Genomic DNA, 22,189 nt, shown 5'->3' with positions numbered 1-22,189 from the left:
AAACTCCCCGCTAGCAGATAGAGTTCGTCTGCTCGCGGGGAGTTTTCGGGGCTAGGACAAGTTCTAGCTTTGGGTTAGCGCACCTCACCGATCATGTCGAAGGTGGTTGCTGCACCCTTGGTGTTGGAGTTGACCATCACCGCGATGGAGTTCTTACCCTGCTTGAGGTCAGAGGCCGGAATCTCAATGACCAGCGGGGTGGTGCGGGCGGCGCCGAAGTCCACAGCGCGGGTGGCGGTGTAGGTGGGCAGGGCACCCCAAATCAGGTTCTGGCGGGTGTATTCCTTGCCGTTGACCCAGATCATCATGCCGTCATCCACGTAGGTGGTGAGCACCAGCTTCTGGCCCGCTGCCAGGTTGAGGTTGAGCTCCTTGCGCAGCATCATCGACACCGGCTGAGCTCTGGATGAGAACTGGTACATAGTCGCCACACGCGGCTCACCCCAGCCTACAGAGGAGTAGGTGGTGTACCACTTGGCGGTATCGTACTTGTAGTCGGTGGCGCGCCAGGTGGAGTCCAGCCCCTGCCAGGCGTTCAGGCCGAAGGCAATCTTCCACTCATCGCCAGATGCCAGAATAGGCTCAGAGTTTTCAGCCGGTACAGCAAACGGCTCAATGGGAGCGGGGTTGTTGATGACGGTACCGTTGGCAGGAGCCTCAGCAAGGCGCTCGGGCTCAGCGGGAGCGGGCTCTTCCACAACCGGGGGCTCTACCGGGGCAGGGGCCTCAGTGGTTGCTTCGGCGGTCGGGGTAGGCTCGGCAGGCACCTCAGCGGTAGGCTCAGCGGTGGGCTGAACAGTAGGTTCGGCGGTGGGCTCCACCGGAGCTACAGGCTGCTCGGTCTTCTGTGCCACAGCAACGGGGGTTGAGGCTGAGAAGTTACCTGCGGCATCCGCGGAGCGCACGAAGTAGCGGGCGTCATCGGTGTGGGCTACCGAGTAGGTGGTGTCGGTGGTGGTTGCGATAACGCGGTTATCGCGCAGCACCTGGTAGGTGACGTTGCGACCGGCTGAGGGCCAGGTCAGGACGTCGGTGGCACCGTCGGTGCTCACAGCCAGCGAACGCGGGGCGGCGGGGGCGGTCACATCGCGCGGGGCGAAGCGGGCAAAGCCTACGGTCTGCTGCATGCCGTTAGCGCCCTGGGAGCGGTTGATGTCGCCGCCCAGCCAGAGGGTACCGGTGGAGTCAACGAACTGCTCCCAGACACCGTCACCGCGGGGGCCGCGCAGATTGGGGGCAAACTCGCCAATCACACGGCCGGTTTCTGCGTCAAAGGCGGCAGACAGGCGGATGGACTGCAGGTTGAAGAAGCCCTTGTTGGTCCAGGGCTGCATCCAGGTGCCAGAGCCTTCATAGATGTAGTTGCCGCAGTGGCAGGCACCGTAGATGACCTTATTGTTCTGGTCTTCGTAGAGGTCCTGGAAGTCGCCGCCCTCGATGGTGATAGCCGAGTAGAGACGGCTCATGGTGTTCTTGGCGTACTGGTGGATGATGTGCTCTGAACCGGCAGCCCAGACGGTAGAGCCGGCGTCCTCAACGTCGTTCTGGTAGCCCTGGCGCTGGATGGTGGGGAAGGACGGCTCCCAGGTCCATGCCTTGGCAATGTTGCCGTCGGTGGTGTTGAGCTGGGCTAGCTTCCAGGTCTTGGTGCCGTTGACCTCTGAGAAGTAGCCTGCGGCGGCAACGGTTGCCCCGTCATCTGCTGCTGAGAGGCCGTTGACGGTGCCGTTGAGGTAGGGGCGCCAGTTGGCGTCCGGACCGTTCTGGCTGAAGCTAAAGCGGCCGGCGTTGCGGGAGTAGCCGGTAGCGCCGGTTTCGGTATTGACCACATGGGAGAAGGCGCCGCCCACATAGAGGTAGTCGCCCTGCACATCCAGGGTGCGGGCACTGGTGATGGAGCCTGCACCGCGGTTTTCGATGCCGAAGTTGTAGGTGCGGTCGATAGCACCGGTTACGGGGTCAAGGATGACCAGACCGGTAACCTTTTCGCCGTTGACCTCGGTGAACTCACCGCCAACAGCTAGGGTGCCGTTGGGCAGGGCTTCTAGGGCCTTGATCTGGCCGTTGAAGGTGGGCATGAAGGTGCGCACAAGTTCACCGGTGGTTACGTCGTAGCCTGCCAGGAACTTCTGCTGAACCTTCTCACCGGTGGCAGCGTTTTCTACCCAGGCGAAGTCGCCGCCGGTGAAGACGGTGTTACCCACCTGGGTGATGGCCTGCACGTAGGTGTTGAGCTCGCCCAGGGTTCCGGTGCCGGTGGTGTCGCTGGTGCGCCAGGTGACCTTTGCGGAGTAGGAGTTGGGTAGGGCACGGCGGGTGGAGGCGGACGCGCCAGCGTCAGCGTAGTCGCTCAGGTTCAGGTCTGCTTGGGTCAGCTTGGGGCGCAGGAAGACCTGGGAGAAGGGCAGGGGGCTGGCACCGGTCTTGGACCAGAGGTGGGTGGTGGCGTTATCGGCGCCACGGGCAATGGGGCCGTAGGCAAAGCCCATGCGCCAGCCCTGTGCGCTGGTGCCCAGGAAGTTGACCTGGTACATGGAGAGTACCGGCTTCATCATCTGGCCGGTCAGCGATGAGAAGTTTCGGTTGGAGCTGGTGACGGTCGGTGAATCGCCGCGGAATTTGATGTCACGCCAGGTCTGGGTGCCTGAGAGGGCCCAGGTCCAGTCGGTGGCGTTGGCGCGGGTGGCGGTAACATTCTGCCATTTGGTGCCTTCGGCGTTGGCAGCGCGGCGGATGCGGAAGCCTTCTTTGAGGTCAGACACCTTGCTGTTGCCGATCAGGGCATCGACCGTGGTGGAGGGCAGCTGCACGGGGGTGAAGGCGTCGGTGCCGTCGGGGTTGGTGTAAAGCTCTGAGGCTTTGCCCTTGCCGTTGTAGTTTTCTTCCCAGCCGTCGCGGCCGCGGCCGATCATGACCCAGCCGCCACCGTCAGTTTCCTGGTCGCAGTAGAACTGTTCGGGGGCTGCCATCTCCGGGGTCCAGAGCCAGTAGGTGCCGCTGGTTGCGGCGGGGTCGGTCTGCTTGGCTTCCCAGCAGCTGGCGGCTGCGGTTTCGCTGGTTTTGCCGTCGGGGGTGTAGGTGTCGGATGCGGTTGCTCCCGGCAGCACGGTTACTGCGGTGGCCAGGGCAAGGACGCCTACCCCAGCTTTGGTGGCCAGATTGGGTTTTTTGAGTGAGAAGGGGGCTGTGAGCTGGGTGCGCGTGGCAGCCCAAAAATCGCGCGCTGTTGCGCGCTTCGACGGGCGCGCCGAAGTGTCTTTGTGTTCCATGTATTCCCTAGTATGCGAGCTTCCCGCTGGTGCGGGGTGTGCAAGATGTGTACATCTAAGCTTAGGGTTTGCTGAACCTTCTTAACCTGCTCCGTAATGTAGTCATTGCTGGGGCTACGAACCACCAAGTAGCCTACAAATTAAAACTGGTCAGGTTAAACGCCCAAGTGAAAGCCCCTACACAGTCGGCAGCTGATCTTGACCGAGAAAAAGAGCTAGCTGTGGAACCTGCCACATCAGCACAAGTACAGATTTTAAAACGAGGGCGCCACCCCGCACTCCCCTGCCTCTGTGCAGGGAGGGCGCGGGGCGGCGTCCTGGTAATTTATGTCTAAATTACCTTAGATGTTGAAGCCCAGGGCTCGCATCTGGTCGCGGCCGTCCTCGGTAATGCGCTCGGGGCCCCACGGGGGCATCCAAACCCAGTTCACGTGCCACTCATCAATCATGTTTTCCAGGTTCTGCTGAACCTGTTCCTCGATGACGTCCTGCAGGGGGCAGGCGGCGGTGGTCAGGGTCATGTCGAGCACGAGAGCGCCTTCGTCGTTCCAGCGCATACCGTAGAGCAGACCCAGATCAACGATATTGACGCCCAGTTCGGGGTCAATCACGTTCATGAGGGCCTCTTCGATGGCCTCTTGGCTGGGGGCACCAGCGGGTGCTTCTGCCATGGTGGTGTCCGTCCTCTCGGTTGAGACAGCTAGCCTTACTTGGCTGCCAGGTAACGCTCGTAGCCCTCTTCTTCAAGACGGTCAGCGAGCTCGGGGCCGCCCTGGTCTACCATCTTGCCGTCCACGAAAACGTGAACGAACTGGGGCTTGATGTAGCGCAGGATGCGGGTGTAGTGGGTAATCAGCATAACGCCCATGTCGTTGGCCTGGTGGGCGCGGTTAACGCCCTCAGAAACGACCTTGAGAGCGTCGACGTCCAGGCCGGAGTCGGTCTCATCGAGAATACCGAACTTGGGCTTGAGCAGTTCCAGCTGCAGGATCTCGTGGCGCTTCTTTTCGCCGCCGGAGAAGCCTTCGTTGACGTTACGGGAGATGAAGGCGGGGTCGATGGAGAGGTTCTCCATGGCTGCCTTAACGTCCTTGGTCCAGGTGCGCAGGGCGGGAGCTTCACCGTCAACAGCGGTCTTGGCTGAACGCAGGAAGTTGCTCATGGTGACACCGGGGATTTCGACGGGGTACTGCATAGCCAGGAAGAGACCGGCGCGAGCACGCTCGTCGACGGACATCTCGGTGACGTCTTCACCGTCGAGCAGGATCTCACCGGAGTCAATCTGGTACTTGGGGTGGCCGGCGATGGTAGAAGCCAGGGTGGACTTACCGGAGCCGTTGGGGCCCATAATCGCGTGGATTTCACCGGAGTTGATAGTGAGGTTGACGCCCTTGAGGATGGGCTTGGTGTTTTCGTCGTCCAGAATAACGGAGACGTGGAGGTCCTTGATTTCAAGGGTTGCCATAGTTTGTTTCTCCTGTAAAAGGTAAAGCTTTAGTTGTTGGAAATCGCGAGTTCAGCTTCGAGGGCATCGGTGAGCTGTTCTTCGAGCTCGGGGATGCGGATCTGCTGAATAATCTCGTTGAGGAAGCCGCGGACGACCAGGCGGCGGGCTTCAGCCTCGGGAATACCGCGGGCCTGCAGGTACCAGAGGTGCTGCTCGTCGAGCTGACCGGTGGTGGATGCGTGGCCGGCGCCTTCGATGAGGCCGGTTTCGATTTCCAGGTTGGGTACGGAGTCAGCGCGGGGGCCGTCTTCGAGAATCAGGTTACGGTTGAGCTCGTAGGTGTCGGTGCCTTCTGCGTCCTTACCGATGAGCACATCGCCTACCCATACCGAGTGTGCGCCCTTGCCCTGCAGGGCACCCTTGTAGGTGACGCGGGACTTGCAGTTGGGCTCGGTGTGGGCTACGAAGAGACGGTTCTCAATGTGCTGGCCGGCATCGACGAAGTAGAGGCCGTACATCTCGGTTTCAGCGCCGGGGGCGGTGAACTTGGTGGACGGGGTGACGCGCACCAGGTCGCCACCGAGGGAGATGTTGACGTGCTTGAACTTGGCGTCGCGACCCAGAGCAGCGTACTGGGCTGAGGCGTGAATCGCGTCGTCCTCCCACTGCTGAACGGTGATGACGGTCAGTGAGGACGAGTCGCCCACCTTGAATTCAACGTTCTGGGAAAGCACGGCTGAGCCGGTGTGGCGCAGCACGACAACAGCCTTGGAGAAGGGCTTGGTCTCGATGAAGAGGTGCTGGGCTGCGGCGTCCTTGTGGGTGCCGTTGATAGCAACCTCAATCTGGCCTTCCAGTTCAGCTTCGGCGGGAACGGTAATGGCGGTTGCCTCGGAGAAGGTGCTCCAGGCGTTGGCCGCTACGCGGTCCTCGGGAATACCGGCTGAGCCGATGCGAGCGTCGTCGCGAGCGATAGTCTCGACCTGGACGCCGGCGGGCGCGTTGACCTCTACGGCGGGGGCAGCACCGGCGAGTTCATCGGTGTGCAGGCCGCCTAGACGCTTGAGCGGGGTGAAGCGCCAGTCTTCTTCACGACCGGTCAGGGCAGCGAAGTCTTCGACCTTGTAGGAGGTCTTGCGCTCGGCGCGGGAGCCGTCAATCTCGACCTTGTCGGTGTTGTGCTTTGAGACGCGGATGGTGTCGTCGGTGGCTAGCTCGGTAGCGAGCTTTTCACCTTCCTGGTCCATACCGGGAATCGCGGGGTTGTTGTGACCCTGGTTTTCTGCGTTAGCCATAATTTAGCCTACGGATCCTTCCATCTGGAGTTCGATCAGGCGGTTGAGTTCAAGGGCGTATTCCATGGGCAGCTCGCGGGCGATAGGCTCCACGAAGCCGCGCACGATCATGGCCATGGCTTCGTCCTCGGGCAGGCCGCGCTGCTGCAGGTAGAAGAGCTGCTCTTCTGAGACGCGGGAGACGGTTGCCTCGTGGCCCATGGTGACATCGTCCTCGCGGATATCTACGTAGGGGTAGGTATCGGAGCGGGAGATGGTATCAACCAGCAGGGCGTCACAGACGACCGAGCTCTTGGCGTGGGATGCACCTTCGCGTACCTGAACCAGGCCACGATAGGCGGCGCGGCCACCGTTACGGGCCACTGACTTGGACACGATGCTGGAGGAGGTGTTGGGGGCGATGTGAACCATCTTGGAACCGGTGTCCTGGTGCTGACCCTCGCCGGCGAAAGCGATGGAGAGGGTTTCACCCTTGGCGTGCTCGCCGACCATGTAGACAGCGGGGTACTTCTGGGTGACCTTGGAGCCGATGTTGCCGTCGATCCATTCCATGGTGGCACCCTCGTGGGCGATGGCGCGCTTGGTCACCAGGTTGTAGACGTTGTTGGACCAGTTCTGAATGGTGGTGTAGCGAACGCGAGCGTTCTTCTTAACCACAATTTCAACGACTGCGGAGTGCAGGGAGTCGGTCTTGTAGATGGGGGCGGTGCAGCCTTCGATGTAGTGAACGTAGGAGCCCTCGTCAGCGATGATGAGGGTACGTTCGAACTGGCCCATGTTCTCGGTGTTAATGCGGAAGTAGGCCTGCAGGGGGATCTCTACGTGAACTCCCGGGGGAACGTAGACGAAGGAGCCACCTGACCACACGGCGGTGTTCAGGGCTGCGAACTTGTTATCGCCTGCGGGGATGACAGAGCCAAAGTATTCTTCGAAGAATTCGGGGTGTTCCTTGAGGGCGGTATCAGTATCCAGGAAGATAACGCCCTGGGCTTCGAGGTCTTCGCGGATCTGGTGGTAGACAACCTCAGACTCGTACTGGGCGGCAACGCCGGCGACCAGACGGTTACGTTCTGCTTCGGGGATACCGAGCTTCTCGTAGGTGTTTCGGATGTCTTCGGGCAGTTCTTCCCAGGTTTCTGCCTGGCGCTCGGTGGAGCGGACGAAGTACTTGATGTTATCGAAGTCGATGTCCGAGAGGTCTGCACCCCAGGTGGGCATGGGCTTGCGGTCGAAGAACTTGAGGGCCTTCAGGCGAAGGTCCAGCATCCATTCGGGTTCGTTCTTCTTGGCTGAAATGTCGCGCACGACATCTTCGTCAAGACCACGCTTTGCAGCCTGGCCTGCTTCATCGGAGTCAGCCCAGCCGTACTCGTAGGTACCGATACCTTCGAGTTCGGGGTTTGCCTCCAGAATTTCTGAAATGACGGTGTTGTTGGCGGTGCGCTCAACCTGTTCAGTCATTACGGCCTTTCTTGGTGGGTTGGTTTTCACCGAGGTAAGTCGGTGAAATCTTCTTCTCAGTGGCAGGATCTGCTGGGCATGCCCTGCCGGTGGAAAGTTTAGGGGGCGGTGTCGCCCTGGGGTTCTTCGGGGGTCTGCGGTGCGGACGCCGGTGGGCGGCCGAGCGGGATATGGGTGGTGCAGACGTGGGCTCCACCTGCCATGGTGGAGAGCCTGCGCACATCGACCCCGAGGAGTTCGGAGATAATCTCGGTTTCCTGGTCACAAAAGACGGAGAAATCTTCGGCTAGATCTCGTACGGGGCAGTGGCCCTGGCAGAGCTGGATGGAAGCCAGGAGGTTATCGGGTAGCTTGGTGCGCATACCTACGGCCGGGGCCATTTCGTTGGCGGTGGCGACAAAACCGTCGCGGGTCATTGCCTCTGCTAGCGCCTCAGCACGAGCTGAAACGTCGTCCCCTGCCGCTTCGACGATGGGGCGGTAGCGCTCTGCCATGTCGTGGGCGCGGGCTGAGGCGAACTGGCGCAGGGCGTCTTCACCGACGGCGTCCTTGAGCATGGTGAGGGCGTCGCGGGCAATGTCGAGGTAGTCGTTACCCAGTTCACTGTGCCCCTGGGGGGCAATGACATAACGGCGGGCAGGACGCCCGGCTCCTGCACCGTGCTGGCGGTGGGAGGCAACCTCGATGAGGTTGTTTTTTTCAAGCACGTCGAGATGGCGGCGGACGGCAGCCGGGGTGAGGCTGAGCAGTTCACCCAGTTTGGCCGCAGAAACAGGGCCGTGAGTGAGAACTCCTTGGAGCACGCGGTCGCGCGTGCGTTCCTCTGTTTCTGCAGGGCGGGCAGTTTTAGTGGACACAGTTCTGCCTTTCTCTGCGGAATACACAAATAAAGTATGTCGTAATTGTGGCACCTTAAGCTAGTAAGGACTACCTATTTAAGGCAGTACGGCGGCAGGCGTCCGCCCAGAGCCGAAACGAAAGGGCTAGAATAGACGGGTGACGACACACCACCTGCCCCCCAGCCTTAGCCCACGTGAGAGCGCACCTAGTGCGCCCGCGTCCGCCGCTCTCATCATCGAGAACCTGGTCAAGGACTTCACCCCCTCCAAGGACTTCGCGCGCAAGCACCCCGAAGCTCTCACCAGTGAGGGGCTCAAACGAGCGGTAGACCACCTCTCTCTGACCATTGAACCGGGTCAGGTAACGGTTCTGCTGGGTGCTAACGGGGCCGGGAAAACCACCACCCTAGCCTGTGCCCAAGGCCTGCTCAAACCCACCGGCGGTAGCATCTCCCTGCTCGGTCACACCCCCTGGGGGGCCTCCCCTGAACTGCGTGCCCGCGTGGGCATCATGCTGCAGGACGGCGGCCTACCCCCGTCCGTCCGTCCGCTTCCCCTGCTGCGGCACATCGCCCGCATGTACACCAACCCCCTCGACGTTGACGCCCTAGCAGCCCGACTCGGTATCGATGCCTTTAACGGCACCACCATCCGCAGGCTCTCGGGCGGGCAAAAGCAACGGGTCGCCCTGGCCGCTGCCATCATCGGCCGGCCCGACATTCTCTTTCTCGACGAGCCCACCGCCGGCCTCGACCCCCAATCGCGCAGCGTCGTTTTTGACATCATCCGCGAACAGCGCGACGCCGGCGTAGCCGTTGTACTCACCACCCACCTGCTCGATGACGCCCAGCGCATCGCCGACTACGTCTACATGATTGAGCACGGCAGAGTCGTACTGGCCGGAACCATGGCCCAGGTACTAGCCAGCGGGCAGGACGACGCCCGCTACCTCACCTTTACCGCCCCGCCCGGTATCACCCTTTCAGCCATCTGGCCCGCAGGCGACTCCCCCCTGCACCTGGTCGAAGAGCCCCAGGGTCACTACCAGCTCACCGGCCCGCTCACGGCCCAGCACCTAGCCGACCTCACCGCCTACTGGGCAGCCCAGGGCTACATGCCCGGCGAATTCTCCCTGGCCAACCGAACACTAGAAGACGTCTTCCTCGAACTATCAGGCAGTGATATCCGATGAGCACCACCTCAACAGCAGCACCAGCCCTCACCCGCGTGCTAGCCCAGGGCAAGTTCGAAACCATCGCCATGCTCAAAAACGGTGAGCAGCTCATGCTGAACATCGCCTTCCCCATCATGGGCCTATTGGCTCTTGCCTACACCGGTTTTCTCGACCCCTGGGCCAGCCGCTACGGGGTAAGTCGCGTCGACATTGCCGTGCCCGGCGTGCTAGCCCTGTGTGTGCTCTCCACCGCGCTCTCAGGTCAGGGCATTGCCACCGGCTTCGACCGCCGCTACGGGGTGCTGCGCTTTATCTCCACCACCCCGCTCGGCAAGGGCGGCCTGATCGCGGGCAAGGTGCTGGCGGTGCTCGCGGTCCTCCTGATTCAGTACCTGCTGGTGGGGGCACTCGGCCAGCTACTGGGCTGGACGGCCACCGTGCCCGGCGTCCTCATGTCCCTGCCGACCCTCTTACTGGGGGCAGCCTGCTTCACCTCCCTGGGGCTACTCATCGCCGGAACCGTGCGCGCCGAAGCAACCCTGGCTATCGTCAACATGGCCTGGGTGCTGCTGGCCGCAGCCGGAGGAATCCTGATTCCCACCGACCGCTACCCCAGCTGGCTGGGCTCCATCATCGACCTGCTGCCCTCAGCCGCCTTAGGCAACGCCCTGCGCGGGGACTACATCTACCATAGCTTCTTGCTGCTACCCCACCTCATCCTGGTAATAGCAACCGTCGTGTTTGCTACCCTGGCCACCCGATTCTTCAAATGGTCAGCCTAACCTGACCCACACCGTCCGCAACCCTCGTGAAGGAAAGCTCCATGCCGACCACGCACACACCCACCCCCGGCACCTACCAGCCTGCCAGCCTGGGTGAAAAACTTATCCCCCGCAGCTACACCCGCTGGATCAGACAGACCGCCTGGGCCGTAGCCATCGCCAACATCGTGCTCATTATCTCCGGCGGCGTCGTCCGCCTGACCGGCTCCGGCCTGGGCTGCGACGCCTGGCCCCGCTGCACCTCAGACGGCTCCTGGACCACCACCCCCGAAATGGGCATCCACGGCATGGTCGAATTCGGCAACCGCCTACTAACCTTCGTACTGGTCGCCGTAACCATCATCGCCTTCCTGGCAGTGCTGCGGGTGGTATTCCCTGAGCGAGTCACTTTGGGTCGCTTCATCTGGGGCCTCCTCGTGGGCAGTCGATCCGAGAGCTACCGTGCTCAAGGGGTAGGCGCCTGGCTGGAGTCGCGCGGCTTTGTCGCCCCCCGCTCCCGCTATTCTGACCTCTTCAACCTCACCCTGCTGCTGCTCTGGGGTATTCCGGTGCAGGCTGTGGTCGGCGGTATTTCGGTCTGGCTGCGCCTCAACCCCTGGATGATTACCGCCCACTACATGCTTTCAGCCCTGATGATCATGATTGCCGGTATCTACCTCAACCGCGTCTACCGCTACTTTGAGGGCACAGCTGCCCGCGAGGGGCTCGTCCCCGCAGCTGCCCCGGCTCATGCCCCAACTCAGAGCGCGGACGCCGGCGCCCCCGCGTCCGCCCACCTCATGCGGGTGCTCGGTTGGGTCGGCGTGGTGCTGGTTGTTGCGCTGATGTTCATGGGTACCGTTACGACGGGTACCGGCCCGCACGCAGGTGACGCCGAGACCCACCGCCACGCTTTTAACCCGGTATGGGTGACCCGCCTGCACGGTTCCCTTGTGTGGATCTACTGCGCTTCGGTGCTGGGCTTCTTTGCGCTGTGGCGGTCAAAGGGGTGGGCCCCTATCTTTGGGAAGTCTCTGGCCTTTGTGCTGGTGGTGCTGGGCTACCAGGCCATCGTGGGTTACACCCAGTACTTCAACGGGCTGCCAATTTGGCTGGTGGAGATGCACCTGATTGGGTCGGGTGTGTTCGCCCTGGCGGCGTCTTCGCTGTTTGAGCGGCAGCTGGTGCTCTCCTCCCCCGCTGCGCGTGAGAAGGCGGTGGGACGCGTCCGGGCGGCGTAGCCTTCCCCCTCCCACCCCACTCCAAGGGGACCGCAAAACTAAAAAGGGACCGCGTATTATGCGGTCCCTTTTTAGTTTTGCGGTCCCCTTACACGGGCTGTTTCGCTTTAGCGCCGTACACACGCTGCTGCTGTTCGATAACCCGTTTAATTTCTTTAACAATTTGATGTGGCCGTTGCCTTACATCAGCCCAGCGATACCGTCGAAAAATCCAGCCCTCGTTTTGGAGGAGAGACTCGCGATACCGTTCCAGATTTTCCTGATTAACTTGAGTACCAAACTCTGTATATTTGATGTTTCCATCAAACTCAAGGGCAATTTTTAAATGCTTATACCCTAAATCAATCCTGAATGACTTACCGCGCACCTCTACTTGAATCTGCTCATCAGGCCAAGGCAGCCCAGCATCAACAAGAATCAGCCTCAACAGAGTCTCACCGGGGCTTTCTGCATGTGAACTCATTGTCTCGGCAACCCGCCGACACTTGACATAGCCCCATCCGCTGACCTGTTGCAAAGCTGCAGCAAGCACGTCATATGAAACCAACCCCTGATTCAAAGCACTATCCGCAACTACAACAGCGTCCTTATGCGGAAGAAATCGAGCACAATCAATAACTGTTCGGATAACTGAGGTTGCTTTAAGACCGCTCTCATGCGTCTGAACAGATGGCACTGGAGTGGAGCTATAGTGTTTACGAACCAGCTTGCCGCGTCCCCTCGACTGAACCCGAGTGTGGACATCAATTAGCTCTGGAACATTCAAGATTGCCAGACCATGCAACGTTGCAGCAGCTAAATGAGTAAATATTGTTTCAGGACTTGCCAAAAACACAGCAATAATATGAGCTCTATATTGCTCATAATATTTCAGACCTGACCACCACTGTTCATCGCAGTAAACACCTGGCCGTAATCGGCGCAGCTCCCCCTTACGTACTTTAGAACTTAGTGTCGCGTCAGATACTCCGTCGTTCAGCAGCTCATCTCTATGTTTAACGTGTACAAAAATCTCATCGTTTCTCATGCTATGAGTGTGCTGCCGGCCCGCTCTTAAAGCTACCTCAATGAGGTCTGTGGAAAACTTGCTAGCCGAAGTTCCTTGAATTCCATGAGGTTGGGACTTGCTCAGCAATGAAAACTGGTGAAACCGTGACGGAATTATGACCCGCTATCCACCTTTATCCACAAGGGGACCGCAAAACCTAAAAGGGACCGCATAATATGCGGTCCCTTTTTGAAAATCAGGTCCCCTTGCAGGGGAAGCGCTTAAAGCGGGAGCACCGGGCCGCCCACGAAGGGGTCGACCGCCAGGGCAATGAACAGCACGGTCAGGTAGGTGATTGAGCCGTGGAAGACCACCATAGCTGTCCGGCTGGTTGCCTGCTCAGCCAGGGCCAGGCGGTGCAGCTTGTGGCAGTGGTAGAGGAACCAGGCCCCAATCAGCACAGCGGTCGCCGTGTACACCCAGCCAGCGCCGCCCAGGGGCACCAGCAGCAGGGAACACATCACCATGGCCCAGCCGTACAGCACCACCTGCACCGACACACTCTTGGCGGAGTCAGTAGCGCCCAACATGGGGATGCCGGCTGCCCGGTAGTCCTCGGCATACTTCATGGACAGGGGCCAGTAGTGCGGGGGCGTCCAGAGGAAAATCACCATAAAGAGCACCACAGCAGCCCAAGAAATGGTGTTCTCCACAGCGGCCCAGGCGATAAAGACCGGCATGCAGCCCGCCAGACCGCCCCAGACGATATTCTGCTTGGTACGCTTCTTCAGCCACAGGGAGTAGAAGACAACGTAGAGGAAAATCGCGACGACGCCGAGACCGGCAGCCAGCGGGTTCACCAGGAAATAGAGGTACACGATTGAAACAACCGACAGCACCCAGGCAAAGATAAGGGCTTCCCGGTCGGTCAGCTCACCGGTGACCAGCGGACGCTTCTCAGTGCGCTTCATCAGTCGATCAGCTTCGCGGTCGATATAGCAGTTGAAGGCACAGGACGCGCCGGCGGCAAGTGAGCCGCCAATCATGGTGTGGAGCACCAGCCAGAGGTTGGGGAAGCCGCCGGCGGCAAAAATCATGGTGGGCGCGGTGGTCACCAGAAGCAGCTCAATAATCTGCGGCTTTGTGAGGTGAATGTAGGCCCTAATTTTGCGACCCAGGGAGACGCGGCCGGGTGCAGGCGCAGCGGGGGTTTGCTGGCCTTCTTCGGTACGGTCGATCACGGTGTTGATGCCATGGCCCTTCACGTATGCTGACTTCCCTTGACTGTTGTGTGTTCAGCTCTTCGGTTCCCCCGCCGGGTGATTCACTATGTGAAACAGGTGGCGGTTTTCGGCGTGTTGGGGTGCGGACGCCGTCTGCGCGCCCGGGTGCCCCTCGCACCGATTTTTTGAGTGGTGCCCATCACTTTTAGCCGGGGTTGGCCGGTTTGTGAGCACGCCAAAAGAGCTTTTGGTCAAATTACATCGTATAACGCCTACCTACCCCCTGGCTAATAGATTAAGCGCACCCCTAAAGCGGGGGCGTCCGCTGAGAGGCAAACCAAGCCCACATATGCGCAGGTGAACTATCCTGGAAGTAGCGTCTTTTGCCGGTTTTACCGTGTGCTTGTGTGGGCTTGTCCCGCTGGGCGTCGGTGGGCGGGTAGAAGAATAAGTTTGATGAATATTTCTGGGTAGCCAGATTGAGAGAGGACGGCTGATGCCTAACCTGAATCAGAAGCTTGAATGGACCGAGAAAGACCAGCGCGCGGTTGATACCGCTCGCGTGCTTGCTGCGGACGCCGTTGAGAAGGTTGGCTCGGGCCACCCCGGTACCGCGATGAGCCTGGCTCCTGTGGCCTACCTGCTCTTCCAGAAGGTCATGCGTCAGGACCCCCGCGATGACCGCTGGGAGGGCCGCGACCGCTTCATCCTCTCCCCCGGCCACACCTCACTGACCCTGTACAACCAGCTCTTCCTGGGTGGTTTTGGTCTGGAGCTTGAGGATATTAAGGCCCTGCGTACCGCAGGTGCCCTGACTCCCGGCCACCCCGAGTTCGGTCACACTAAGGGCGTCGAAATCACGACCGGCCCGCTGGGCCAGGGCCTGGCGTCCGCTGTGGGCTTTGCCTACGCCCAGCGACGCATGCGCGGCCTTTTCGACCCCGAAGCAGCCCCCGGCACCTCCCCCTTTGACCACATCGTCTTCACCATTGCCTCTGAGGGCGATGTGCAGGAGGGTGTAACCGCAGAGGCGTCCGCTCTGGCCGGCCACCAGCAACTGGGCAACCTGGTCGTGATCTACGACCGCAACCACATCTCCATTGAAGATGACACCGACGTCGCCTTCACTGAGGACGTCACAGCCCGCTACGAGGCCTACGGCTGGGACGTTGCCAAGGTCGATTGGACCGCTGGCGGCGACTACAAGGAAGACGTCGAGGCCCTCTACGACGCCATCGTCGCAGCAACCAAGGTCACCGACAAGCCCTCCTTCATCGAGCTGCGCACCATTATCGGCTACCCCGCCCCCACCAAGCAGAACACCGGTGGCATCCACGGCTCCAAGCTGGGTGCAGACGAAGTTGCAGCCACCAAGAAGGTGCTGGGCTTCGACCCCGAACAGCACTTCGTGGTGGAGCCCGAGATTCTTGAGCACACCCGCGCCCTGGTTGAGCGCAGCGCAGCTGAGCGCGAAGAATGGCAGAAGTCCTTCGATGCCTGGGCATCAGCTAACCCCGAGCAGGCCAAGCTCTACGAGCGCCTGGTTGCTGGCGAGCTCCCCGCCGAGCTTGATGAGGCCCTGCCCACCTTTGAGGCTGGCACCTCCATCGCTACCCGCGCGGCATCGGGCAAGGTCATCAATGCAATCGCTCCGGTTCTGCCCGAGCTCTGGGGTGGTTCAGCCGACCTGGCCGGTTCGAACAACACCACCATCGATACCGAGAAGTCCTTCAACCCCGAGTCCCGTTCCACCAAGAGCTGGACCGGTCACCCCTACGGTCGTGTGCTGCACTTCGGTATTCGCGAGCACGCCGCCGCAGCTATCACCAACGGTATCGCGCTGTCTTCGCCCACCCGTCCTTTCTCCGGAACCTTCTTCGTCTTTACCGACTACCAGCGCCCGGCCGTCCGCCTGGCAGCGCTCATGGGTGTGCCCAACATCTTCGTCTGGACCCACGACTCTATCGGTCTGGGCGAGGACGGCCCCACCCACCAGCCCGTTGAGCACCTGACCGCTATGCGCGCAATCCCCAACCTCGATGTTGTGCGCCCCGCTGACGGTAACGAAACCGCTGTAGCCTGGCGCAAGATTCTGGACATCAAGGACCACCCCGCCGGCCTGGTGCTCTCCCGCCAGAACCTGACCAACGTGGCTCGTGAAGACCTGCACGCGGACGCCGAGGGTGAGAAGTTCGCTTCCGCTAACGGCGCTGCCCGCGGCGGTTACGTGCTGGCTGACACCGAAGGCACCCCCGACGTGATCCTCATTGCCACCGGTTCTGAGGTCGAGGTTGCCCTAGCTGCCCGCACCCAGCTAGCAGAAGAGGGTATCGCCGCCCGCGTTGTTTCCATGCCCTGCCGCGAGTGGTTCGCAGCTGAGTCTGCCGAGTACCGCGAATCAGTCATCCCCTCCGCCGTCAAGGCCCGCGTGACCGTTGAAGCCGGCCTGGCCATGCCCTGGATGGACATTCTAGGCGAAGCAGGCCGCGCCGTTTCCCTGGAACACTACGGTGCCTCAGCCTCAGCCGAGGAACTCTTCGCCGACTACGGCTTCACCGCCGAGAACGTCGCAGCCAAGGCCCGCGAGTCCATCGCCGCTGCCCGCTAACAGAACTTCAAGTTAAGGAAAACATTATGACTACCCCCACCCAGAAGCTTTCAGACGCAGGCGTCTCCATCTGGCTCGATGACCTCTCCCGCGAGCGTCTCACCAGCGGTAACCTGCAGGAGCTCATCGACACCAAGAACGTGGTCGGCGTAACCACCAACCCCTCCATCTTCGCTGCCGCTCTGTCGAACGGCGCAGCCTACGCCGAGCAGATGAAGAAGCTGGCAGCAGAGGGCACCGAAGCAGAGGCAGCTGGCTTTGCTGCCATGATTGACGACGTACGCGACGCCTGCGACGTGTTTGCCCCCATCTACGAGGCAACCCAGGGCTTTGACGGCCGCGTCTCCATCGAGGTCTCTCCCCTGCTGGCCCGCGAATCAGCTGCAACCCTGGCCCAGGCTAAGGAACTCTACTCAGCAGTTGGCCGTGAAAACGTCATGATCAAGATTCCCGCCACCGAAGAGGGCCTAGAGCCCATCGCTGAGGCCCTGGCTGAAGGTATCTCGGTCAACGTCACCCTGATTTTCTCCCTGGAGCGTTACCGCGCCGTCATCAACGCCTACCTGCTGGGCCTCGAAAAGGCACTGGAAAACGGTAAGGACCTCTCAAAGATCCACTCCGTTGCCTCCTTCTTCGTCTCCCGCGTCGACACCGAAATCGACGCCCGCCTTGAGGCCATCGGCACCGATGAGGCCCTGGCCCTGCGTGGCAAGGCAGGTGTAGCCAACGCCCGCCTGGCCTTCGAGGTCTACGAGCAGGCCTTCTCCTCAGAGCGCTGGGCCCGACTGGAGGCAGCAGGAGCCAACCGCCAGCGTCCGCTCTGGGCATCCACCGGCGTGAAGAACCCCGCCTACCCCGACACCCTCTACGTCACCGAAATTGCAGCCCCCGGCACCGTCAACACCATGCCCGAGGCAACCCTCAACGCAACCTTCGACCACGCAGAGGTTGCGGGTAACGCTATCGAGGGCACCTACGAGGAATCCACCGAGATCCTCAACCAGCTCGAAGCTGTAGGTATCTCCTACAACGACGTGGTAGAAAAGCTGGAAACCGAAGGCGTTGAGAAGTTCGAGGTCTCCTGGAAGGAACTGCTCGAGACTGTCACCGCCGCTCTGGCTGACAGCAAGTAGTACCGTTTCACGCTGAGGGTGGGGGTCGTATCCCCCACCCTCACTGCACCCGCTCACCATCACCCCAGCCCGGCGGCAAGCACCCGCCGGCGGTGGGCACTAGTACACTAGAACAAGAGAACCGCGGCAGCCCCCACACCTTTCACAGCTGCCGCCCCAACCAACCTGTGAAGGATTCACGGCGGTGGCCAACACTCACGATTCAAACCCCCTGCGCGACCCGCGCGACCGCAGACTGACCCGCGTGGCAGGCCCGTCCTCCCTGGTCTTCTTCGGCGTCACCGGCGACCTTGCGCGCAAGAAACTACTCCCCGCGGTCTATGACCTGGTTAACCGCGGCCTGCTCCCGCCCAGCTTTGGCCTGGTGGGTTTTGGACGCCGCGAGTGGAGCCACGAGGACTTCCAGAAGGAGGTGCGCGGGCACGTTGAAGCCCACGCCCGCACCCCATTCCGTGAGGACGTCTGGAACCAGTTCGCTGCCGGTATTCGCTTTGTCACCGGCACCTTCGACTCCGATGAGTCCTTTGAAAAGCTCAAGGCAACCCTGGCCGAGCTCGACGAGACCCGCGGCACCCGCGGCAACCACGCCTTCTACCTGTCGATTCCTCCCAAGGACTTCGACCAGGTACTGCAGAAGCTAGCCGATCATGACCTAGCCAACCACAACCAGCACGAGGGTTGGCGTCGTGTGGTTATCGAAAAGCCTTTCGGCCACAATCTCGAAACCGCCCGCGAGCTCAACGCCATTGTTGAGCGGGTCTTCCCCGCCGATTCGGTCTTCCGTATCGACCACTACCTGGGCAAAGAAACCGTGCAGAATATTCTGGCCATGCGCTTTGCCAACCAGATGTTCGAGCCCCTGTGGAACGCCACCAACGTCGACCACGTGCAGATCACCATGGCCGAAGACATCGGCATCGGTACCCGCGCTGGCTACTACGACGGCGTGGGCGCTGCCCGCGACGTCATTCAGAACCACCTGCTGCAGCTGCTGGCACTCACTGCCATGGAAGAGCCCGTCAGCTTCAACGCCGAGCACCTGCGCGCCGAGAAGGCCAAGGTGCTTGAGGCAGTCCAGATTCCCGATGATATTGCCTCAGCCTTTGCCATCGGCCAGTACGCTGCCGGCAACCAGGGCGGTGAAGAGGTCAACGGCTTCTTTGACGAGAACGACATTCCCGCCGACTCCCGCACCGAAACCTTCGCCGCTCTCAAGCTGAATATCAATACCCGCCGGTGGGCGGGCGTCCCCTTCTACCTGCGTGCCGGTAAGCGCCTGGGCCGTCGCGTCACCGAAATTGCAGTGGTCTTCAAAAAGGCCCCCAACCTGCTCTTTGGCGGTAGCGCCGATAGCTCCGGTCAGAACGCCATCGTGATCCGTGTGCAGCCCGATGAGGGTATGACCCTGCGCTTTGCCTCTAAGGTGCCCGGCACCCAGATGGAAATCCGCGACGTCAACATGGATTTTGGCTACTCTCACTCCTTCACCGAGGAATCCCCCGAGGCCTACGAGCGACTGATTCTCGATGTACTACTGGGCGAGCCCCCGCTCTTCCCCCGCCACGAAGAGGTCGAACTCTCCTGGAAGATCCTTGACCCCTTCGAAGAATACTGGGAAGAGAACAAGATCAAACCCGAAGCCTACGCACCCGGTTCCTGGGGCCCGGCTTCCGCCCACGAAATGCTAGAACGCGACGGCCGTGCTTGGAGGCGCCCATGATGAAGAAACTCAAATACACTACCGTGGGCGAGGTTGCCAAGGAGCTCTCCCGCCTGCGCAGTGAGGAGGGGGCAACCACGTCCTCCCGCGTGCTGACCCTGGTTATTCTAGCTGAAAAGGGGCACTCCAAGACCGCCGTTGAGGCTGCCTTGAAGGCATCCTATGAGCACCCCTCCCGCATTATTGTGCATATCGACTACGGTCAGGACGCCGAGGACCGCCTGGATGCCCGCATTTACGTGGGTGGCGACGCGGGTGCCTCAGAACTCATCATTCTGCGCGGGTACGGTTCGGCGGCTGTTGCTACCGAGTCCCTGATTTCGGGTCTGCTGCTACCGGATTCCCCCATCGTTGCCTGGTGGCCCCACTCGGTTCCCGAGAACCCGGCTGAACACTCCATTGGCAAGATCGCCCAGCGCCGTATTACCGATTCGGCCCGCGCCTACGACCCCCTGGGCGTGCTAGAAAAGCTGGCTGCCAGCTACAAGGACGGCGATACCGACCTGGCCTGGATTCGTCTAACCCTCTGGCGCATTCAGATCGCTGCGGTCTTCGACCAGATTGAGCCTGCCCCCGTCAAGCGCGTGGTGGTCTCCGGTTCGTCCATGAGCCCCTCGGTTGTTCTGCTCGGTGCCTGGCTGGGTGACCGCCTGGGCGCTGAGGTGCACCTGCGCACCACCGACGTGCAGCGCGGCCTCTACAAGGTAGAACTTGAACGTGAAGACGGCTCCATCATCATCCACCGCCCCGGTCGCAACATTGCTACCATTTCTTCCCCCGGTGTACCCGACCAGCAGATTTCCCTGCCGGCCCGCTCCCTGGCCGACTGCCTGGCAGAAGAACTGCGCCGCCTTGATCCCGATGAGGTCTACGGCGAGGTGCTCAAGTCTGTTGTCGCCAGTGGCAACATCGTGGTCGATGTGAACGTAGACGATGTGCACGATGAGGGCGCCGACTATACGGAGGTCTACGATGCCTAATCCTATTGTCGTTTCCCATCTTGATAAGGCCCAGCTGCAGCTGGCCGGTGCCACCCGTATCATCAATGTGGCTGCCACCGCTGTGGCTGCCCGCGGTATTGCCCACCTCTCGCTGACCGGTGGCACCATGGGCATTGCGGTACTTGCGGGTATTGCAGAAAGCCCGCTGAGCGCTACCGTGGACTGGTCTAAGGTTCATTTCTGGTGGTCAGACGAGCGTTTTGTGCCGCGCGGCCACGCTGATCGCAATGAACAGCAGGCCAAGGACGCCTGGCTCACCTCCCTGGGGCTACCGGAGGAGAACCTGCACGTCATGGGTGCCTCAGATGTTTTTGACACCCCGGAGGCAGCGGCCGAAGCCTACACCGCTGAGCTGGCTCGCTACGCCCCCGAGGGTGAGGCGTCCCCCCTCTTTGACCTGACCCTGCTGGGTATGGGGCCCGATGGCCATATCGCCTCCCTCTTCCCCGACCGGGCCGAGATTCTAGAGGCTGACGCCACCGCCCTTGCGGTGCACAACTCCCCCAAGCCCCCACCCACCCGCGTGAGCCTGACCCTGCCGGTGATCAACTACTCAGAGCGCATCTGGTTCCTGGTTGCCGGGAGCGACAAGGCCGAGGCAACTGCCCGGCTGCGGGCGGCGTCCGCTCTGCCTGAAACCCAGCTAACCGCCGAAATCCTCACTCAGACCCCGGCAGCTGGGGCCCGCGGCCTGCTCGAAACCCTGATTCTGGCAACCGAGGACGCCCTCGGCTCAGCTTCCTAGAGTTCAGGGATTCAGAGACAAAAAATTCCCGCCTACCGGTGAACCGGTAGGCGGGAATTTTTGATGTAAGCCTAGATAACAGCAACCTCAGAGAAACGCAGCACCAGGGCGTAACCGATAATCGCAAAGACCCACAGCAGGATGACTGTGACGGTCAGGCGAATCAGGTTTTTAGATGCCATGCCCGAAGAGTTCAGAGAGGTGGTCATGCCACCACCGAACATATCTGAGAGGCCGCCGCCCTTACCGCGGTTCAGTAGAACCAGCAGGATGGTAAGAATGCTCGCGATAGCGATGAGGACCATCAGGATAATCTTGAGGGTTTCCACGCAGAACCTTTCAGTCGGGTTGAAGGGCGTTTCGAAGCGCCATCAATCTACTATACCCCTAGTTAGGGTATTTTTTAGGCCTTGTAACGAGCGATGTTAGCGAATTCGGTGGCGTCGAGGGAAGCGCCGCCCACCAGTACGCCGTCGACGTCTGCCTCAGCCATGATCTCGGGGGCTGATGCTGCCTTAACGGAGCCACCGTAGAGTACGCGAACCTTATCGGCGATCTCTGCGGAGTAGAGCTTGGTCAGTTCCTCGCGGATAGCCTTGCTCATTTCCTGGGCGTCAGCTGCGGTTGCAACCTTGCCGGTACCGATAGCCCAGACGGGCTCGTAGGCTACGACCAGGGTCTCAGCCTGTTCTGCGGTCAGGCCCTCGATGGAGCCGCGCAGCTGGTCCAGGGTGAAGTCGACGTGCTCGCCGGCTTCGCGCTTGTCGAGGCCTTCACCGACGCAGAGTACGGGGGTGAGCTCGTTGCGGTAGGCAGCCTGTACCTTAGCAGCACAGACGGCGTCGGTTTCACCGTGGATAGTGCGGCGCTCTGAGTGGCCGACCAGCACGTAGGTTGCACCGAGCTTCTTGAGGAAGACACCGGAGATGTCGCCGGTGTAGGCGCCGGAGTCCTGGTCTGAGAGGTCCTGGCCGCCGTAGACGATGTTGAGCTTGTCGCCGTCAACGAGGGTCTGTACGGAGCGGATGTCGGTAAAGGGAGGGAAAACGGCAACTTCGGCGGTGTCATAGTCGAAGTTGGTGTCGTCCAGGGTCCAGGCCAGTTTCTGGAGCAGGGTCACACCTTCGGTGTGGTCCATGTTCATCTTCCAGTTGCCTGCGATGAGGGGCTTGCGAGTCATGGGCTCGTTCCTTTCGCGAAATCTTGAGGTGGGTGGGCAGGACGCGGCGGGTGCGGCGTCCTGCCCGCTGGCAGGTTAACCGCCGGGTGGCTTACTGCCACGTG

General features: G+C 61.0%; 18 protein-coding genes. 8 read left to right on the top strand and 10 right to left on the bottom strand.

The annotated features are described in order from the left end of the window. Positions 1-74: 74 nt before the first annotated feature. The 6 genes from L6758_RS01605 to L6758_RS01580 all read right to left on the bottom strand — a co-directional run bounded on the left by L6758_RS01605 (position 75) and on the right by L6758_RS01580 (position 8,329). Positions 75-3,269 (bottom strand): fibrinogen-like YCDxxxxGGGW domain-containing protein, encoded by a 3,195-nt coding sequence (locus tag L6758_RS01605; protein ID WP_237204896.1) that lies wholly within the window; start codon positions 3,267-3,269, stop codon positions 75-77. Positions 3,270-3,610: 341 nt separating this feature from the next. Further along, positions 3,611-3,940 (bottom strand): metal-sulfur cluster assembly factor, encoded by a 330-nt coding sequence (locus L6758_RS01600; RefSeq protein WP_083092831.1) that lies wholly within the window; start codon positions 3,938-3,940, stop codon positions 3,611-3,613. 35 nt (positions 3,941-3,975) lie between these two features. Then, the gene (sufC, locus tag L6758_RS01595; RefSeq protein WP_185172967.1) at positions 3,976-4,734 is read right to left on the bottom strand and encodes a Fe-S cluster assembly ATPase SufC; all 759 of its coding nucleotides are present in this window, start codon (positions 4,732-4,734) and stop codon (positions 3,976-3,978) included. Between the two features lie 29 nt (positions 4,735-4,763). After that, the gene (gene sufD / locus L6758_RS01590; RefSeq protein ID WP_237204895.1) at positions 4,764-6,011 is read right to left on the bottom strand and encodes a Fe-S cluster assembly protein SufD; all 1,248 of its coding nucleotides are present in this window, start codon (positions 6,009-6,011) and stop codon (positions 4,764-4,766) included. A 3-nt stretch (positions 6,012-6,014) separates the two neighbouring features. After that, on the bottom strand, positions 6,015-7,472 hold the full coding sequence (gene sufB, locus L6758_RS01585) for a Fe-S cluster assembly protein SufB (RefSeq protein WP_237204894.1): 1,458 nt from the start codon (positions 7,470-7,472) through the stop codon (positions 6,015-6,017). Between the two features lie 98 nt (positions 7,473-7,570). Beyond that, a complete protein-coding gene (locus L6758_RS01580; RefSeq protein WP_237204893.1) occupies positions 7,571-8,329 on the bottom strand; it encodes a helix-turn-helix transcriptional regulator in 759 nt (252 codons plus the stop codon). Positions 8,330-8,483: 154 nt separating this feature from the next. Here L6758_RS01580 and L6758_RS01575 point away from each other — a divergent pair, with 154 nt between their 5' ends. Genes L6758_RS01575 through L6758_RS01565 form a run of 3 tightly spaced genes read left to right on the top strand, consistent with a single transcriptional unit; the run spans position 8,484 to position 11,487 of the window. Beyond that, positions 8,484-9,503 (top strand): ABC transporter ATP-binding protein, encoded by a 1,020-nt coding sequence (locus L6758_RS01575; protein ID WP_237204953.1) that lies wholly within the window; start codon positions 8,484-8,486, stop codon positions 9,501-9,503. Then, a complete protein-coding gene (locus tag L6758_RS01570; RefSeq protein WP_237204892.1) occupies positions 9,500-10,267 on the top strand; it encodes an ABC transporter permease in 768 nt (255 codons plus the stop codon). The genes L6758_RS01575 and L6758_RS01570 overlap by 4 nt, the downstream gene beginning before the upstream one ends. A 41-nt stretch (positions 10,268-10,308) precedes the next feature. Then, positions 10,309-11,487 (top strand): COX15/CtaA family protein, encoded by a 1,179-nt coding sequence (locus L6758_RS01565; RefSeq protein WP_237204891.1) that lies wholly within the window; start codon positions 10,309-10,311, stop codon positions 11,485-11,487. Positions 11,488-11,575: 88 nt separating this feature from the next. Here the strand turns inward: L6758_RS01565 and L6758_RS01560 are convergent, their stop codons facing one another. Together L6758_RS01560 and L6758_RS01555 are read right to left on the bottom strand one after the other, a co-directional pair. Beyond that, a complete protein-coding gene (locus L6758_RS01560) occupies positions 11,576-12,514 on the bottom strand; it encodes a type IV toxin-antitoxin system AbiEi family antitoxin domain-containing protein (RefSeq protein ID WP_237204890.1) in 939 nt (312 codons plus the stop codon). 242 nt (positions 12,515-12,756) lie between these two features. After that, the gene (locus L6758_RS01555; RefSeq protein ID WP_423816782.1) at positions 12,757-13,716 is read right to left on the bottom strand and encodes a heme o synthase; all 960 of its coding nucleotides are present in this window, start codon (positions 13,714-13,716) and stop codon (positions 12,757-12,759) included. Between the two features lie 478 nt (positions 13,717-14,194). Here L6758_RS01555 and tkt point away from each other — a divergent pair, with 478 nt between their 5' ends. The 5 genes from tkt to pgl all read left to right on the top strand — a co-directional run bounded on the left by tkt (position 14,195) and on the right by pgl (position 20,905). Further along, entirely contained in the window at positions 14,195-16,306 is a 2,112-nt protein-coding gene (tkt, locus tag L6758_RS01550) for a transketolase (protein WP_237204889.1), read from the top strand. 26 nt (positions 16,307-16,332) lie between these two features. After that, a complete protein-coding gene (tal, locus tag L6758_RS01545; protein WP_237204888.1) occupies positions 16,333-17,439 on the top strand; it encodes a transaldolase in 1,107 nt (368 codons plus the stop codon). A gap of 184 nt (positions 17,440-17,623) precedes the next feature. Continuing rightward, positions 17,624-19,159: a glucose-6-phosphate dehydrogenase gene (zwf, locus tag L6758_RS01540; RefSeq protein ID WP_237204887.1), complete on the top strand. Its 1,536-nt coding sequence runs from the start codon at positions 17,624-17,626 to the stop codon at positions 19,157-19,159. Continuing rightward, complete coding sequence (locus L6758_RS01535) at positions 19,156-20,139, top strand: glucose-6-phosphate dehydrogenase assembly protein OpcA (protein WP_237204886.1); 984 nt, start codon at positions 19,156-19,158, stop codon at positions 20,137-20,139. The genes zwf and L6758_RS01535 overlap by 4 nt, the downstream gene beginning before the upstream one ends. Continuing rightward, complete coding sequence (gene pgl / locus L6758_RS01530; RefSeq protein ID WP_237204885.1) at positions 20,132-20,905, top strand: 6-phosphogluconolactonase; 774 nt, start codon at positions 20,132-20,134, stop codon at positions 20,903-20,905. The genes L6758_RS01535 and pgl overlap by 8 nt, the downstream gene beginning before the upstream one ends. Positions 20,906-20,976: 71 nt before the next feature. Here pgl and secG read toward each other — a convergent pair whose 3' ends face one another. Both secG and tpiA read right to left on the bottom strand, forming a co-directional pair. Next, positions 20,977-21,234: a preprotein translocase subunit SecG gene (secG, locus tag L6758_RS01525; protein ID WP_237185606.1), complete on the bottom strand. Its 258-nt coding sequence runs from the start codon at positions 21,232-21,234 to the stop codon at positions 20,977-20,979. Positions 21,235-21,308: 74 nt separating this feature from the next. Next, entirely contained in the window at positions 21,309-22,085 is a 777-nt protein-coding gene (gene tpiA / locus L6758_RS01520; RefSeq protein ID WP_237198830.1) for a triose-phosphate isomerase, read from the bottom strand. Positions 22,086-22,189: the final 104 nt, after the last annotated feature.

Origin of the sequence: Rothia nasimurium (genome assembly GCF_928382285.1) — a bacterium.
Lineage (GTDB): Bacteria > Actinomycetota > Actinomycetes > Actinomycetales > Micrococcaceae > Rothia > Rothia nasimurium_E.
Note: the sequence above shows the minus strand (reverse complement) of the source record. Positions and strands in the feature narration are given on the sequence as shown.

Coding starts and splice junctions, on each gene's coding strand:
- L6758_RS01605 (WP_237204896.1), bottom strand. CDS start 3,269: ATGGAACACAAAGACACTTCGGCGCGCCCGTCGAAGCGCGCAACAGCG.
- L6758_RS01600 (WP_083092831.1), bottom strand. CDS start 3,940: ATGGCAGAAGCACCCGCTGGTGCCCCCAGCCAAGAGGCCATCGAAGAG.
- sufC (WP_185172967.1), bottom strand. CDS start 4,734: ATGGCAACCCTTGAAATCAAGGACCTCCACGTCTCCGTTATTCTGGAC.
- sufD (WP_237204895.1), bottom strand. CDS start 6,011: ATGGCTAACGCAGAAAACCAGGGTCACAACAACCCCGCGATTCCCGGT.
- sufB (WP_237204894.1), bottom strand. CDS start 7,472: ATGACTGAACAGGTTGAGCGCACCGCCAACAACACCGTCATTTCAGAA.
- L6758_RS01570 (WP_237204892.1), top strand. CDS start 9,500: ATGAGCACCACCTCAACAGCAGCACCAGCCCTCACCCGCGTGCTAGCC.
- L6758_RS01565 (WP_237204891.1), top strand. CDS start 10,309: ATGCCGACCACGCACACACCCACCCCCGGCACCTACCAGCCTGCCAGC.
- L6758_RS01560 (WP_237204890.1), bottom strand. CDS start 12,514: ATGAGAAACGATGAGATTTTTGTACACGTTAAACATAGAGATGAGCTG.
- tkt (WP_237204889.1), top strand. CDS start 14,195: ATGCCTAACCTGAATCAGAAGCTTGAATGGACCGAGAAAGACCAGCGC.
- tal (WP_237204888.1), top strand. CDS start 16,333: ATGACTACCCCCACCCAGAAGCTTTCAGACGCAGGCGTCTCCATCTGG.
- L6758_RS01535 (WP_237204886.1), top strand. CDS start 19,156: ATGATGAAGAAACTCAAATACACTACCGTGGGCGAGGTTGCCAAGGAG.
- pgl (WP_237204885.1), top strand. CDS start 20,132: ATGCCTAATCCTATTGTCGTTTCCCATCTTGATAAGGCCCAGCTGCAG.
- tpiA (WP_237198830.1), bottom strand. CDS start 22,085: ATGACTCGCAAGCCCCTCATCGCAGGCAACTGGAAGATGAACATGGAC.